Raw genomic sequence first — 14,191 nt, forward strand, 5'->3', positions numbered from 1 at the left:
AAACGCCGGCCTTTCATCGGCGATTCGCAGCGATCCAGAGTTTTGTTGAAAAGCACAACGGCTTGGTTAGGGCGGCGGTGGTGGATGGAACGCTGTGGAACACTATGGAACAGTGTGCAGAGGGTGTTCCATTCGTTCCGCACCACGCGGACGCGCCTCTCCAGCGAGGATTTTCATCCTATGACACATGGGCGGCAAAAGCAAGCGCGCCGTTTTCAACCCACGCGCAAAACGCCGTAGAGCCGGCCCCCCACCGGCCACACCCATCGCCTCGGCGAACGGCGTGGCCGGTGGGGGCGGCAGTGTTACTTGGCGTCGGCGGCGACCTGGAGCTTGATGATCTTGTCCGGGTCCTTGACCGAGCCGTTGCGGCCCTGGTCGCCCTTCTTGATCATGTCGACGAACTCCATGCCTTCGGTGACCTTGCCCCAGACCGTGTACTGGCGGTCGAGGAACGGGGCCGGCGCGAAGCAGATGAAGAACTGGCTGTCGGCGCTGTTCGGGTCCTGCGCGCGAGCCATGGACAGCGTGCCGCGCACGTGCGGCTCGTTGTTGAACTCGGCCTTCAGCTTCTTGCCCGAGCCGCCGGCGCCGGTGCCGGTCGGATCACCGGTCTGGGCCATGAAGCCGTCGATGACGCGGTGGAACACGACGCCGTCGTAGAAGCCCTGCCGAACCAGTTCCTTGATGCGGGCGACGTGGCCGGGAGCCAGATCGGGGCGCATCTCGATAACGACGCGACCATCCTTCAGGTCGAGATAAAGGGTGTTTTCCGGATCCAAGGCGAGAGCCTCCCCTGCGATAAGAAAGGCGCCAATAAGCGCCATCATGACGATGCGCACCAAACGAAACATGCGAAACTCTCCGATGTGCCGATGCAGCCGGCGGACGATAGGGGAAACATCGCCGGTTGCCTAGCCGCCGTTCCACAAGAAACCGCCCACGGGAAGATAGTGCGGCTGGGCGGTGTTCACCAACGCGGGCGATGCAATGGAGCGACGGGTGCGGCGGGCTTGGCTGTGGCTGGTGGCGGTGGGAGCGGCGGTTGCGGTGCTGGCGGTGGCACTGCCCGATCTGCTCGGCGCGGCCCTGACCCAGGCGCTTCGGCGTGGCGGGATGGCGGACGCCGAAGTCCAGGTCACCTCGCTGGGGCTGACCGAGAGCCGGGCGACGCTGCGACTCGCCGGCGTGGATGTGCGGGTCGCCGTGCGGCACCCGCTGGGGCGTGTGCTGCGCGGCCGGGTCGAGCGCATCACGCTGTCCGGCGCGACGGTGCGCCTTCCGGCCGGCGGATTCGGCGGTGCGGGTGGAAGCGGTCCACCGGTCCTGCCGGCTGCCCTGCCGATCGGGGAACTGGTCGTCGAGGACTGCCGGCTGGTGCTGGACACGCCCGGCGGGCCGCGCACCTTCGAGGTGGCCGCGGTCCTGCGCCCGGCCGGCGGCGCGCTCGCCTTCACCGCGACGGCGAGCGGACCCGATGGGGTGACGCTGGAGGCCAAGGGCACCCACGACCTTGCAAAGGGCGCCGGGAGCGCGGATGTGCGCCTGCGCCCCATCGCCTTCCGCGAAGGCGGCCCCAACCCGGCGCTGCTGGCGTCGCGCGACGCGGGCGGGGTGACCCCGACCGCTGGCAAACTCTCCGGGCGCGGGCAACTGGCGTGGACGGCCGCGGGTGCCGTCACCTCCAAGGGCGAAGTGCTGCTGGAGGCGGTGGCCGGAACGCTCGGTCCGGTCAGCGTCAGCGGTTTGAGCGGCGTGCTGCACGTGACCAACCTCGTGCCGCCGGTGCTGCCCGCCGGGCAGACGCTGGCGGTGAAGCTGCTGGATGTCGGGCTGCCGCTCACCGATGGGGTTGTGAAGTTCGGCCTGACGCGCCGGGGCATCCTCGACGTGGACCGTGCCGAGTGGCACTGGGCCGGCGGGCTGGTGCGCGCCAGGCCGTTCGAGATCGCGCTGGAGTCGCCGAAGGGAACCATCGAGCTGGAGGCGGAAAATCTGGATCTCGGCACGGTGCTGGCGTCCGCCAGTGTCGAAGGGCTGGACGCTGTCGGACGGCTGCACGGCGTGCTACCGGTGCGCATTGCCAAGGGCAGCGTTCGCCTTGACGGCGGCGTGCTGGAAGTGGACGCCCCCGGCAGCCTGCGCTACGACCCGGACCAGCCGCCGGCCGCCCTCAAGGGCGATCCGGGCAGCCCGACGGCGATGCTGCTGGGTGCGCTGACCGACTTCCGTTACGAGAGCCTGAGGGTCACGGTGGATGGCGAGGCGGGCGGCGAAATGCGGGTGGGGCTCAGCGTCCACGGCGCCAACCCGGAATTCTACGGTGGTCATCCGGTGGCGCTGAACCTTAAGGTGAGCGGTGCGCTCGACCGAATTCTCCGCCAGGGGCTCGACACGTACCGCATCCCCGACGCGGTGCGCGACCGCATGCTGGAATTCCAGGGAAAAGGACCATGATGACGGACACGACCTTGCGCCGTGCGGCGGCAGTCCTTGCGATGGCCGCGGTCGCCGCCTGCGCGCCGACCGTGAAGATCGAGGCGCCGGACAAGCCCATCGAAATCAACCTGAACATCAAGATTGAACAAGAGGTGCGGGTGAAGGTCGAACGCGATCTGGACAAGGCCATCCAGGACGATCCGGCGCTGTTCGGCCTCACGCCCTCCAAGCCCAAGGGGAAGACACCATGAGACGGCTGCTTGCACCGCTTCTCGCACTGGTGGCGATGCTGGGGCTGGCCGTGCCCGCCACGGCGCAGGACCCGCTGGCCGGCGCCAAGCAGGCCGGGCAGGTGGGCGAGCGGCCCGATGGGCTGGTCGGCGTCGTTCCCGGCGCCCCCGCTGCGGTGCAGGGCCTCGCCGATCAGGTCAACGCGCAGCGCCTTCAGCGTTACCGCGACATCGCCGCGTCCAACGGCACGTCGGTGGACAAGGTGCAGGCGGTCGCCGGCCAGCAGCTCATCGACCGCACGCCGTCCGGCCAATACGTGCTGTCCGCCGGCCGGTGGGTGAAGAAATAACGCCTTACGGGAAGGGGCAGCGGTCGGCCGTCACCTCGACGTAGGACCGCGGCCCCGCCGTGAAGGTGAACCGGTGCTCGGTCTGGTCGACCACCACCGACTGGTGCAGCGGCAGCGGCCCGGCCACCACCGTCTCCTTGCCGCCCTGGGTGACGATGCGGATGCGCACGGGCTGGCCCGGATCGTACCAGCTCTCCGGCTGGCCCTGCGCGTTGCGCGCCGACATGCCTTCGCCGGTCACCGTTATGGTGCCGTTGCCGAAGGTGGTGGAGCGATTGCCGGATTTGAGCAGCGGCGTCGGCAGCATGAAGCGTTTGCTGTCCGGCTGCTGGCAGTTGCGTTGCGTCTGGGCCTGCTCGATGACGAAGGCTAGGCGCGCCGGGTCGAGTCCGGCCGTCAGCCGCTCGCCCACCAGCTTGGCGAGGCGGGCCAGTTCGCCGGTCGGCACGTCGCGCTTCAGGCGCGCCTCGACGTCGGCGGCGCGGGCCTCGGCGGCCTTGGCGGCGTTCTGCATCTGGCCGGCGAGCAGTTCCAGTTCCGCCTTCTGACGCGACAGGGTGGAAACCTCCTCGCGCAGGCTGGCGTCGCGGCCCTTCATCTGCTCGACGCCCATCTGGTAGGCGAACAGTCCGGTGCCCAGCAGCATGGCCGCCACCAGGCCAAGCTTGACGAAGCCGCCAAGAAATCGGCGCCGGTAGCGCTGCTCGTAATCGTTTCGGCCGAGGGGCATGGGCTGTCGACAGGTCCAAGGGGGCGGAGCGGCATCGGAAGGCCGCGGGCGGGGACTAATGGCTAGCGGCATCGCCCGCGCGTTTCAACCCCATAGGCGTCCCTATCGGCGTTGAGGGGGGGCATGTCCGACAGGGATCACGGTCCGCTTGCCGCGGAACACCCAGGCCGTGCTAGGAATGCCGCAGCGTGCGGCACGCGTGGAGCGACGATGGCGGAGCGACGATGAAGGCCCTACTGCTGGACCGTGACGGGGTGGTCAACGTGGACCACGGCTATGTTTGCGAAGTGGGGCACTTCGCGTTCCTCGACGGCATCTTCGCGCTGGCGCGCCGGGCGGTGGATCGCGGTTACCGTGTCGCCGTCGTCACCAACCAGTCAGGGATCGCCCGCGGCTATTACTCGGAAAGCCAGTTCCACGCGCTCAGCCGCTGGATGGCCGGGGAGTTCGAGCGGCACGGCGTGTCGCTGGCGGGGATCTTCCATTGCCCCTACCACACGGCGGGCACCGTCGCCCCGTACGTGCGCGAGAGCTTCTGGCGCAAGCCCAACCCCGGCATGATCCTGGAGGCGCAACGGCGCCTGAACCTCGACCTCGCACGCTCGCTGTTCCTGGGCGACCAGCCGTCCGACATGGCGGCGGCGCGCGCGGCGGGGGTGGGCACCCGCGTCCTGCTGGGGCATGGCGAGACGGCCGGGCGTGGCGAGGCCGACCATGTGGTGGCCAGCCTCGCCGAAGTCGAAGCGCTGCTCTAAGCCGGTTTCAGCCCCCGATCAGGCCGCCGAGGCTGGGCGAGCGGAATTCGCCGAGGTTCTTAAAGACCAAGCGGAAATACAGCGTGTTGCCGTCCTTCGTGGCACCGACCACGTTGGTGAAATCCCGCCGCGCAATGGTCTGGAAGGTGAAGCACTCGTCCTGATAGGTCAGCAGGGCCGCCGCGGTGCGTGGTCCCGGCTCCGGGCGCAGCGACTGGACGTGGTTGACGCCGACCGACCAGCGCGGCGCGAACTGCGAGTTGACGCCGATGGTCACCTGCTCCAGTTCGGCGCGCTGGACGGCGAAGGGGTCGGTCGTCTGATCCAGGTAGGTGTAGGCGGTGGACACGCTCAGCACCGGAGCGCCCGCCGTGGCGGTGAGCGAGTGCCGGCGGAAACGCAGCGACTCCTGATCGACGCGGAAGCCGTAGTTCATGTCGAGCCAGGGGGCTGGCGACAGATCCAGGCGGCCGACATAGTCCGAGCGGCGTTCCACCAGGCCCGACCCGAGAGGGAACGAGGTGTCGCGGTTGAACCGGTAGCTCTGGCCGAGGAAGAGGCTGGCCGACCCCTGCCTGTTCCCATAGATGGCCGTGCGCAGACCGTAGGTGACGCGCATCCCGCCCTCCACCCGGTCGATGCCGGGGAAGCGGTTGCCCATGAACAGGTTCGCTTGGTCGAACTCGACGTCCTGGCTGTCCTCGTTGGGGATGGCCGGGTCGTTGGTGGTGCGCGGCGCGGCGGTGAAGGCGACGATCGGCTCGATGAGCTGCTGTGAGCTTTCGCCATAGCGGACGAAGGGATAGCGCACCGTCGCCTGCCCCTGCGGGAACAGGCGCATGCGCGCGGTCGGGCCGCGTTCGACCGCTGCGGTGTCCGGGCGGTCGAAGTGGCTGGCGTCGTAGCCGGCGACCAGGACGCCGAGGTCGAAGGTGGTGACGAAACCGATGTTCGAGACCACCTCGCGCCGCCAGCCCGGCTGCACGTGGAAGCGCCGGGTGGTGGTGCCCATGGTGCGGTACAGGGACAGGATGCCGGAATCGAGCGACCAGCGCCCGCCCAGCAGGCTGCCGGGCTCGCCCAGCGCGTTGTACACCGCCAGCGGGCCGACGATCGGCTCCTCGACCGGGTTGCGGTAGCGCAGATCCTGCCAGCTGTAGGCGTTCACCGCGGCGTAGTTGCGGCCGCGAAAGCCCTCGACGAAGGCGCGGCTGGTCAGGAAGTCCTCGCGGAAATCGTAGTACCGGCGCAGGTAGGTCTCGTCGCTGGCGCGCCGCACGTTGAAACCGGCCCGCCAGACGTCATCGATCTCGAACAGGCCACGGGCGAACACATGGCCGCGCAACTTGTTCTCGCGCGGGGCGGCGGGGTTGTCGAGGCCGTTGGGCAGCTCGCCCTGGGCGCCGCTGCCGCTGACGATGAGGGTGCCGCGCTCGAAGCGCTTGCGGTACTCGCCGCCCAGCAGCAGGCCCTGCTTGGTGAAGCCGCCGACCTCGACCGTCGCGTCCTGGTCGGGGGCGATGTCGATGTAGTAGCGCGGCCGGAAGAAGATGCCCAACTCGCTGTTGACACCCATCAGCGGCGTCAGGAAGCCGCTCTTGCGGTCCACCGTCGCGTCGGGCTGCGACAGGTAGGGCGTGTAGGCCACCGGCACACCGAACATCTCCAGCACGGCGTCCTTGTAGCGGACCTCGTGCTCCTCCTTGTCGTGCACGATGCGCACGGCGCGGATCTGCCACAGCGGCGGCCGGGTCGGGTCGGTCGGGCACAGCTCGCACGGGCTGTAGACGCCGCGGTCGACACGCAGGAGACGCTCGCCGCGCCGCTCGGCCTCGTTGCCGGCCATGCGGGCGTTGTCGGTCATCAGCACGCGCAGGTTCTCGACGAACGCGTCGCGCATGTCGTCGGTCAACTCGGCGTAGTCGGCGAACAGGATGTCGCCCGACGGCTCGACGATGCGGATGTTGCCCGTCGCCGTCACCACCTTGGTCCGGCGGTTGTAGGTGATGGTGTCGGCGCGCACAGTGCGCAGATTCTGCGACAGCTCGACGTTGCCGCGGGCCGTGACGAGGCTCTGCTCCTCGTCGAAGGTCACCTGATCGGCCGAGAGCAGCACCGGCTGCTTCTCGTCCTTGGTGGTCGGCGCCTGCGCCTGACCGGGCGCAGCCGTCGCCACGCCACAGGCCACCATCAACCCGATGAGGCTGGAGAACAGGGCAACGCTGCGCTGCTGGCGCTTCGTCGTGGGGGTCTTGCGGCGGGGCCTGGACGGCCGGCTGTGCGAGCGGGACATGCCGGAACGTTTGGGGTAACCATGCCGCCAAGTCAACGGTTTCAGGGATTTTCCGAAGGACCGCGACTTTGTGGCAACTTTTCTTTTCCCTCAGACGGCGGGCGGCCCCATCCGGGGCCTTGCCTTCGCGCCCATGGGGGCGCGGGGCCGCGGTCGCGGCCCAATTCCAGCCGTCCTTTGGGGGTCAGGCGAAGGCTTTGAAGGTGATCAGCGTGAAGGTGTCGCGCACGCCGGGCAGGGTCTGGATCTTCTCGGTGACGAATCGGCCGATGTCCGTGTCCTGCGCCAGATAGCACTTCATCAGAAGGTCGTACTGGCCGGAGATCGAATGGACCTCCGACACCTGTTCGACATCCTGCACCGCGTGGTCCGCCACACCGTAGGCCTTGCCCAGGTCGCATTTGACCATCACGAAGATCGTCTGCACGGCTCAGCCCTCCTGGCCGGGCTCGGGTGCGGGCGCCGGCCGCGGACGGGCGAGACGCTGCATGAACGCCGGCATGTGGTCGCCGAAACCGACGACCGGAACATCATCATCCTCGTCGCGCCGACGGCGGCGGTCACGATCACGATCCCGGTCGCGATCCCCACGGCCACGGTCGCGGTCGTGGTCACGCTCGCGGCGGGGCGGCGGGGGCTCGGCGCGCAACGGTTGCGGCTGGGCCGACGGCTGCGGTTGAGCCATGGGCTCGGCGGCGACGGCCTCCGGACGTTCGCGCTCGACGCGCTCCGGACGGTCGGGACGTTCCGCGCGTTGCTCGCCACCACGGTCGCGGCCGCGTCCGCTGCGCTCGCGGCCTTCGCGGCGCGGCTCACCCTTGCCGCCGCCACGGCGGCGACGGTCGCGGCCACCCTCCTCGTCGAACGGCGGACTTTCCAGCCCGTCGATGGCGATGAGCGGAATGTCCTTGCCGATCAGCCGGTTGATTGCCGCCACCTGCTTGCCGTCGTCCGGCGTCGCGATGGTGAAGGAGCGGCCCGAGCGGCCGGCACGGCCGGTACGACCGATGCGGTGGACGTAGTCCTCGGCGTTGATCGGCACGTCGAAATTGAAGACGTGGCTGAGGCCCTGCACGTCGAGGCCGCGAGCGGCCACGTCGGAGCAGACCAACAGCGTGATGTCGCCGCGCTTGAAGGCGTCCAGCGTCTCGGTGCGCTTGGACTGGACCAGATCGCCATGCATCGCGCCTGCGTTGAAACCGTGGCTTTCCAGCGACTTCTGGACGACCGCGATGTCGCGCTTGCGGTTGCAGAAGATGAAGGCGTTCTTGACGTCCTCGGTGCGCAGCAAATGGCGCAGCGCCTTGCGCTTGTCCGCCTCGTGCACGATGGTCAGCGCCTGGGTCACCGTCTCGGACGCGGAGGACGGCGGGGCGACCGTCACTTCGCGCGGGTTCATCAGGAACGCGTCGGCGAGGCGGCGGATCTCCGGCGGCATGGTGGCCGAGAAGAACAGCGTCTGCCGCATCTTCGGCAGGAAGCCGACGATGCGCTCGATGTCGGGGATGAACCCCATGTCGAGCATGCGGTCGGCCTCGTCGATCACCAGGATCTTGATGTCGTTGAGCATGATGTTGCCACGCTCGATCAGGTCGATCAGGCGGCCCGGCGTGGCGATCAGCACGTCGACTCCGCGGTCGAGCTTCTTCACCTGTTCGGTGAACTGCTCGCCGCCGATCAGCAGTGCCATGTTCAGCTTGTGGTACTTGCCGTACATCTCGAAGCTGTCGGCGACCTGCGCCGCCAACTCGCGAGTCGGCTCGAGGATCAGCGAGCGCGGCATGCGCGCCCGAGCCCGGCCGCTGGCCAGGATGTCGATCATCGGCAGCGTGAAACCGGCGGTCTTGCCGGTGCCGGTCTGCGCACAGCCCAGGACGTCCCGACCTTGCAGGACCCAGGGAATGGCCTGTTCCTGAATAGGCGTCGGCGTGGTGTAACCCTTGTCCTCGATTGCCCGGAGGACGTCAGATCCAAGCCCAATTTCAGAAAAAAGCATTCACCCGGTTTCTGTCTGGAGAGCGAAAAGCCTTGGCCGCGAGGCCAAACGATCAAGATGGGAGCGAAGAATATGAAGTCGACCTACGCTGTCAACAAGTCTGTGGCCGCAGCCTGACGATTTGTCCCGCCAAAGGCCCATCCGGAAGGACGGGTTGGCGGCATGGCGCCCCTGGGATACCGTTCCAGGCAACCAGAACAAGGAGGATTTCCATGCTGCTGTCCCCGGAACGCTCGGCGCTCGTCGTCGTCGATGTGCAGGAGCGACTGGCGCCGGCCGTGCACGCGCATGACCGCGTGGTCCGCAACGTTGGAATCCTCCTGGATTCGGCCCGCCAGTTCGGCATCCCCGCGCTCGCCAGCGAGCAGTACCCCAAGGGCCTGGGCGTCACGGTCCCCGCCGTGCGCGAGCGGTTGCCGGCCGGCGCGGTGGTCGAGAAGATCCACTTCTCCTGCACCGGCGAGCCCGGCTTCATGCAGCGCCTGGACGCCTTCGGGCGCGATCAGATCGTGCTGACCGGCATGGAGGCGCATGTCTGCGTGCTTCAGACGGCGCTCGGCCTGCGGGGCATGGGGCGCAAGGTCTACATCGTCGCCGACGCCACCTCATCCCGCGCGCCCGGCAATGCCGAACTGGGCATCGAGCGCATGCGCGAGAACGGTGTGGAGATCGTCACCACCGAGATGGTCGTCTTCGAATGGCTGCAACGCGCCGGCACGCCGGAGTTCAAGGCCCTGAGCGCACTGATCAAATAGCGCGCTGATCAAGCAAGGAGAGCCGTTGCATGAGCAAGCCGACGCTGATCCTGTTGCCCGGCATGCCGCTGGACGCGGCGATGTGGGAACACCAGAGCGATCACCTCGCCGAGGTGGCGGAGGTGCGCGTCGGCGACCTCACGGAGCACGACTCGATGGAGAGCCTCGCTCGTGCGATCCTGGAGACTGCGCCGGAGCGCTTCGCGCTGGCCGGGCTGTCCATGGGCGGCTACGTGGCGTTCGAGGTGCTGCGCCAAGCGCCCGAGCGGGTCGTCAAGCTGGCCCTGCTCGACACCAGCGCCCGCGCCGACACGCCGGAGCAAACCGCCAATCGCCGCCAGGCGATCGAGTTGACGCTCCAGGGCAAGTACCGGCACGTGGTCGCCGGCAGCGTGATGCGCCTGCTGCACCCCGACCACGCCAACGACCGCGCGCTGGTGGACTCGGTGTACGCGCAGGCCGAACGCATCGGCGCCGAGGCTTACGCTCGCCAACAGGCCGCCATCATGGGGCGCCCGGACAGCCGTCCCGGCCTCGATGCCATCCGCTGCCCGACGCTGGTGCTGTGCGGGCGTCAGGACGCCATCACGCCGCCGGAACTGCACGTTGAGATCGCCGAGGGCATTCCGGGCGCGCGCTACATCCCCATCGAAGATGCCGGCCACCTGGCGCCCATGGAGCGACCGCAGGCGGTGACCGCTCTGCTGCGATCCTGGCTGGTGTACGACTGACCTCTAGCACTCCGGGCTTCCGCAGCTGTCCGCGCGGCGGGTCGGAAACAGGCTGTAGGTCATGTCGGAGATCAGGGCCTGGAACGCCGGGTCCTGTGCCGACTGCGGCCGGTCCAGCCAGCCGGTGGCCGAGGTCAGCGGGCCGCCGCCCCGGCAGAACGCGCCCTGCACGATGACGGGGCCACCAGGCGGCCGTGTGGGCAGGGTGGGCCGTGCGCACAGGGCCGAGTTCAGCTCGTTCTGTGCGAGGTTGAACGCCAGTACGACGCGATAGTCGGGCATGGCCGTCTGCCCCGGCGTGGTGGTGAAGTTGGTGCGCACGCCCAGAATGCGGTTCTGCATCATGCCGGTCAGCGTCTGGCCGAACACCTGCGGATCGCCGCCGAACGGGTTGCCGTGCACCACCACGCGCAGGTCGCGGTCGGCGGCGGCGTACGCCACTTCCGCCAGGGTGTAGGCGGGCGCAGGCTCGTCGGCGACCACGCGTTCGCCACAGGCGGCGAGCGCCAGACAAACGGCCAGCACGGCGGGACGGGCAATCATCGTGGTTCCGTGGAGTGGTTGCGCCTTACCGAAAATGGTGAGCGGGCGGTGTCCGGGCAAGTCGGGCTCAGGTCGCACGGCGTAGCGCGTCCAGGTCGGTGCCGGTAATGGCGGCAAGGTTGCGCTGGATACGGTCGGTCGGCCAGTCCCACCACGCGACCTCCAGCAGCGCGGTCACGGTGGCATCGTCAAAGCGCCGCCGCACCTCCACCGCCGGGTTGCCAGCGACAACGCTGTAGGGGGCGACGTCCCTGGTGACCACCGCGCGCGCCGCCACGATGGCGCCGTGGCCGATGCTGACGCCGGGCATGATGACGGCGTCCCAGCCGATCCAAACGTCGTTGCCGACCACCGTGTCGCCACGGCTGTGGAACTGCGGCATCGGCGCTTGCCAGTCCGGGAAGATAACGAAGGGGTAAGTGCTGAAGCCGCTCATGGCGTGGTTCGCGCCATTCATCACGAAGCGCACGCCCGCCGCCAGCGCGCAGAATTTGCCGATCACCAGCCGGTCGCCGGTGAACTCGTAGTGGTAGAGGACGTTGCGGTCCTGAAAGTGCTCAGGCCCCTCGGAATCGTCGTAGTAGGTGTGGTCGCCCACCACGATGTTCGGTCGCGTGACGAACGCCTTGAGGAACCCGACCCGCGGGTGGTCGGGCATGGGGTGCGGCGTCAGCGGATCGGGACCGGCGGTTGTCATGAAGGACTCCTCGGGGCATTTGAAAGCTGCGATGCGACCAGTAGCCGCATCGAGGCATTTACGTGTCGCGCAACCAATGCGCCGCGGCGCGGGCGGTGAGGGCGGCGTAATCCGGCCATTCCGGGCCGATGAGCGGCAGTCCGAGTTCGTCCACGATGGCGGCCACGGTGGCATCGTCCAGCACCCGGCCGGTGTCGCGGGCGCGCCGGGCGATGACCATCTCCTGCCCCCAGAAATAGACCCGCGCCGCACCGGTGTTGGCGTGCATGCGCCGCACCTGTTCGACCCGGTCGTCGCCGTTGAGGGGAAGCCAGATGTCGGCCAACAGCGTGTCCACCGGGGCGTCCGGTACCCATTCCAGCGCGTCGCCCTCGACCACCTCGATCTTCGCCGCGGTATCGGGCGGGAGTTGCTGGAAGATGCCAGTGTTGCGGATCATGCCGATGACTTCCGGGTCGCGCTCGACCACGGTCACGCGGGTCACCGCCGGCTGCGTCGCCGAATTGGCCGCCGCCCAGCCCATGCCCATGCCCATGATGACGGTGTGCCCGGTGGCGAGGCGGCAGCCGATCTCCTGGCTTTCGGTCTCCATGGGCGTCATCGACATCCAGGTGACCAGCCGTTCACCCTCGCGCCGCATGAGAACGGCCATGTTGGTGATGACCCGGGCGTCGTTCCAATAGCCCTTGATAATCGCCATGGGCGCTACGCGCAGTTCCCACCGCTCGCCGGAAAACGGCTGGTAGGTCGGGAAGAACAGGTCGGATTCGAAGAACTGCGGGACGACGGTGGAGGGCTGCATGGGAGCTCGCGGCGGAGAGGGCAGGGGCGCCCATCTTATGACGAGCGCAGCCCCGGCAACAACCGTCGCGAGCGTTAGAAAGCCCGCTTCTGAAGGTTCTCACATAAAACGAGGCAACGGCATGCCTCGAGCCGTTGGTCCGCCTCGGCTCGTTCTCAGATAACCTGAGGCAGATTCTCGCATAACCCGAGGCTAGACGGGTTTTTTGTCGCATAAAGTGAGGCAGACACAATTCCCCGAATAACGTATATATTCCTAGATGCGTTGCGTCGTTCGACGGCTGCGCCGCAGCCGCGAGCCCGCTCCCAAGCCGGAAGTTGGACGCCATGCCGTCGTCCCGCCCCAGCGTTCCCAGGTCCAATCGCGGCAGAGGAAGCTCGTTTCCGATGACGCTGACCGAACTCAGAGCTATCGCCGCGGCGACGATGATCGGACACAGGGGCCAGTCGAACAGCGGGTAGAAGACGCCGCGGCTATGGGTATCCCGAGCGCGTTGTGGACGAACGCCAGGAACAGGTTCTGCCGGATGTTGGCCATAGTCGCACGGCTCAGGATCCGGCCCCGCGCGATGCCCGCGAGGTAGCCCTTCACCAGCGGCACGCCGGCGCTCTGGATGGTGACGTCTTGTATCGGTCACCATGACGACGCCGACGTCGGCCTCGGCGAGCGCCGGGGCGTCGTTGATGCCGTCCCCGCCATGGCCCCATGCAGCCCTCCAACTTCAGACGCTGCACGACCTGGTGCTTCTTGTCCGGCAGGACCTCGGCCTCGACCTCCTGGATGCCGAGCCGGCGGGCCACCGCCTCGGCGGTCGTGCGGTTGTCGCCGGTGAGCGTGACGATGCGCACGCCCTCGGCGCGCAGCGTCTCCAGCGCCGCAGGCGTGCTCGCCTTCACGGGATCTGCCGCCGCGATCGCGCCCGCCGGGTGCCCGTCGACGGCGACGTACAGCGCCGTCGCGCTGTTGCGGCGCAGAGCCTCAGCCCGGGCCTCGATGTCGCCGAGGCCGATGCCGAGACCCTCCATCATGGCGGCGTTGCCGAGCGCCACGGGGCGGCCGTCGACCGTGCCCGTGACGCCCTTGCCGGTCACCAAGGCGAAGTCGGCGGCGTCGCGCAGCGGCAGGCTCCGCTCGCGCGCCAAGGCGACGATCGCCGCTGGGTCTGGTAGCGGTCCGGACTGACGCCGTGTCGGCGACGTCCATGAGCGCTATGCGGACCCATCTGGCGAGTACATGAGCCGCATAAGGGGCACCAGATATGGCCAGCGAAAGCAATCCAAATTCCAACTGTGATCTCGCAGGCAGCGTTTCCGCCCCAGACGCGCATCTTGATGCGCCCCCAAACTGCGAAACCTGCGCTCGAAGCGCCCTCACGCTCATGCCGAGGAATACCATCAGATCGTCGAGAACGCCGGAATACGCGCAGGTGTACGTCTGTAGGCTTGGCCACCGGAAGATCTACTCGAGTGCGTGCGACGACTACAAACAAAAGATATGAAGCAATGGCGCCTTACTCCCATGGCGCCCGCTCCAAATTCTAGCGCCTTACTGCACGGTGACGGGGCAGTTTGACCAGGAATCGACGGTGAGAACAGTGCCGTCGCTGTAAATGCACTGCTTCTTGGACGACCCCGAGTTCGTTGACACCAGCGTACCGAAGGCATAGGCGCCCGAAGCGCCGGAGATGATGGTGAGAACGGCGAAAAACGCAGCAACTGTGGACTTCATTTTTGCTCTCCAGTGCGTGTTTCTGATTGCGCCTTGGTCGCTCAGCGACCACCCCACGATCTAGACACACCTCACTGTCCCACTAGGGGGTGGTAGCAGCTTTAGAGAGAGAGCCTCGGTTCGGCGTGGCTGGTCAAAGGCC

General features: G+C 67.8%; 16 protein-coding genes. 6 read left to right on the forward strand and 10 right to left on the reverse strand.

Annotation, left to right across the window (positions count from 1 at the left end; all coding sequences use genetic code 11):
* Positions 1 to 305: 305 nt before the first annotated feature.
* Entirely contained in the window at positions 306 to 854 is a 549-nt protein-coding gene (locus tag ACSVDD_RS01645) for a peptidylprolyl isomerase (RefSeq protein WP_448187547.1), read from the reverse strand.
* A 148-nt stretch (positions 855 to 1,002) separates the two neighbouring features.
* Between ACSVDD_RS01645 and ACSVDD_RS01650 the strand changes: the two genes are divergently transcribed.
* From ACSVDD_RS01650 to ACSVDD_RS01660, 3 genes are read left to right on the forward strand one after another with little or no spacing between them, the layout of a single operon-like run.
* Positions 1,003 to 2,457: an intermembrane phospholipid transport protein YdbH family protein gene (locus ACSVDD_RS01650; protein ID WP_448187548.1), complete on the forward strand. Its 1,455-nt coding sequence runs from the start codon at positions 1,003 to 1,005 to the stop codon at positions 2,455 to 2,457.
* Positions 2,454 to 2,690: a YnbE family lipoprotein gene (locus ACSVDD_RS01655; protein ID WP_448187549.1), complete on the forward strand. Its 237-nt coding sequence runs from the start codon at positions 2,454 to 2,456 to the stop codon at positions 2,688 to 2,690. Before ACSVDD_RS01650 ends, ACSVDD_RS01655 begins: the two co-directional genes overlap by 4 nt.
* Positions 2,687 to 3,019, forward strand: a complete 333-nt coding sequence (locus ACSVDD_RS01660) for a YdbL family probable chaperone protein (protein ID WP_448187550.1) — start codon at positions 2,687 to 2,689, stop codon at positions 3,017 to 3,019. The genes ACSVDD_RS01655 and ACSVDD_RS01660 overlap by 4 nt, the downstream gene beginning before the upstream one ends.
* A gap of 4 nt (positions 3,020 to 3,023) precedes the next feature.
* Here ACSVDD_RS01660 and ACSVDD_RS01665 read toward each other — a convergent pair whose 3' ends face one another.
* Positions 3,024 to 3,749 carry a hypothetical protein gene (locus ACSVDD_RS01665; RefSeq protein ID WP_448187551.1) on the reverse strand — a complete coding sequence of 242 codons (726 nt, stop codon included), beginning with the start codon at positions 3,747 to 3,749 and terminating at the stop codon, positions 3,024 to 3,026.
* A gap of 224 nt (positions 3,750 to 3,973) precedes the next feature.
* Between ACSVDD_RS01665 and ACSVDD_RS01670 the strand changes: the two genes are divergently transcribed.
* Entirely contained in the window at positions 3,974 to 4,504 is a 531-nt protein-coding gene (locus tag ACSVDD_RS01670) for a D-glycero-alpha-D-manno-heptose-1,7-bisphosphate 7-phosphatase (protein WP_448187552.1), read from the forward strand.
* A 7-nt stretch (positions 4,505 to 4,511) separates the two neighbouring features.
* Here ACSVDD_RS01670 and ACSVDD_RS01675 read toward each other — a convergent pair whose 3' ends face one another.
* The 3 genes from ACSVDD_RS01675 to ACSVDD_RS01685 form a co-directional block, all read right to left on the reverse strand.
* Positions 4,512 to 6,797 carry an LPS-assembly protein LptD gene (locus ACSVDD_RS01675; RefSeq protein WP_448187553.1) on the reverse strand — a complete coding sequence of 762 codons (2,286 nt, stop codon included), beginning with the start codon at positions 6,795 to 6,797 and terminating at the stop codon, positions 4,512 to 4,514.
* Between the two features lie 184 nt (positions 6,798 to 6,981).
* Positions 6,982 to 7,224, reverse strand: a complete 243-nt coding sequence (locus ACSVDD_RS01680; RefSeq protein ID WP_448187554.1) for an Lrp/AsnC ligand binding domain-containing protein — start codon at positions 7,222 to 7,224, stop codon at positions 6,982 to 6,984.
* 3 nt (positions 7,225 to 7,227) lie between these two features.
* Entirely contained in the window at positions 7,228 to 8,793 is a 1,566-nt protein-coding gene (locus tag ACSVDD_RS01685) for a DEAD/DEAH box helicase (protein ID WP_448187555.1), read from the reverse strand.
* A 212-nt stretch (positions 8,794 to 9,005) separates the two neighbouring features.
* Here ACSVDD_RS01685 and ACSVDD_RS01690 point away from each other — a divergent pair, with 212 nt between their 5' ends.
* Together ACSVDD_RS01690 and ACSVDD_RS01695 are read left to right on the forward strand one after the other, a co-directional pair.
* Positions 9,006 to 9,548 carry a hydrolase gene (locus tag ACSVDD_RS01690; RefSeq protein ID WP_448187556.1) on the forward strand — a complete coding sequence of 181 codons (543 nt, stop codon included), beginning with the start codon at positions 9,006 to 9,008 and terminating at the stop codon, positions 9,546 to 9,548.
* Positions 9,549 to 9,577: 29 nt separating this feature from the next.
* Positions 9,578 to 10,279, forward strand: a complete 702-nt coding sequence (locus tag ACSVDD_RS01695) for an alpha/beta fold hydrolase (protein WP_448187557.1) — start codon at positions 9,578 to 9,580, stop codon at positions 10,277 to 10,279.
* 3 nt (positions 10,280 to 10,282) lie between these two features.
* Here the strand turns inward: ACSVDD_RS01695 and ACSVDD_RS01700 are convergent, their stop codons facing one another.
* The 5 genes from ACSVDD_RS01700 to ACSVDD_RS01720 form a co-directional block, all read right to left on the reverse strand.
* Positions 10,283 to 10,822: a hypothetical protein gene (locus tag ACSVDD_RS01700; protein ID WP_448187558.1), complete on the reverse strand. Its 540-nt coding sequence runs from the start codon at positions 10,820 to 10,822 to the stop codon at positions 10,283 to 10,285.
* Positions 10,823 to 10,889: 67 nt separating this feature from the next.
* On the reverse strand, positions 10,890 to 11,519 hold the full coding sequence (locus tag ACSVDD_RS01705; protein WP_448187559.1) for a CatB-related O-acetyltransferase: 630 nt from the start codon (positions 11,517 to 11,519) through the stop codon (positions 10,890 to 10,892).
* Between the two features lie 58 nt (positions 11,520 to 11,577).
* Positions 11,578 to 12,321 carry a class I SAM-dependent methyltransferase gene (locus ACSVDD_RS01710; protein ID WP_448187560.1) on the reverse strand — a complete coding sequence of 248 codons (744 nt, stop codon included), beginning with the start codon at positions 12,319 to 12,321 and terminating at the stop codon, positions 11,578 to 11,580.
* 587 nt (positions 12,322 to 12,908) lie between these two features.
* On the reverse strand, positions 12,909 to 13,463 hold the full coding sequence (locus ACSVDD_RS01715) for an HAD family hydrolase (protein ID WP_448187561.1): 555 nt from the start codon (positions 13,461 to 13,463) through the stop codon (positions 12,909 to 12,911).
* A gap of 403 nt (positions 13,464 to 13,866) precedes the next feature.
* Entirely contained in the window at positions 13,867 to 14,049 is a 183-nt protein-coding gene (locus ACSVDD_RS01720; RefSeq protein WP_448187562.1) for a hypothetical protein, read from the reverse strand.
* Positions 14,050 to 14,191 lie beyond the last annotated feature (142 nt).

The organism is Azospirillum terrae, from assembly GCF_053470425.1.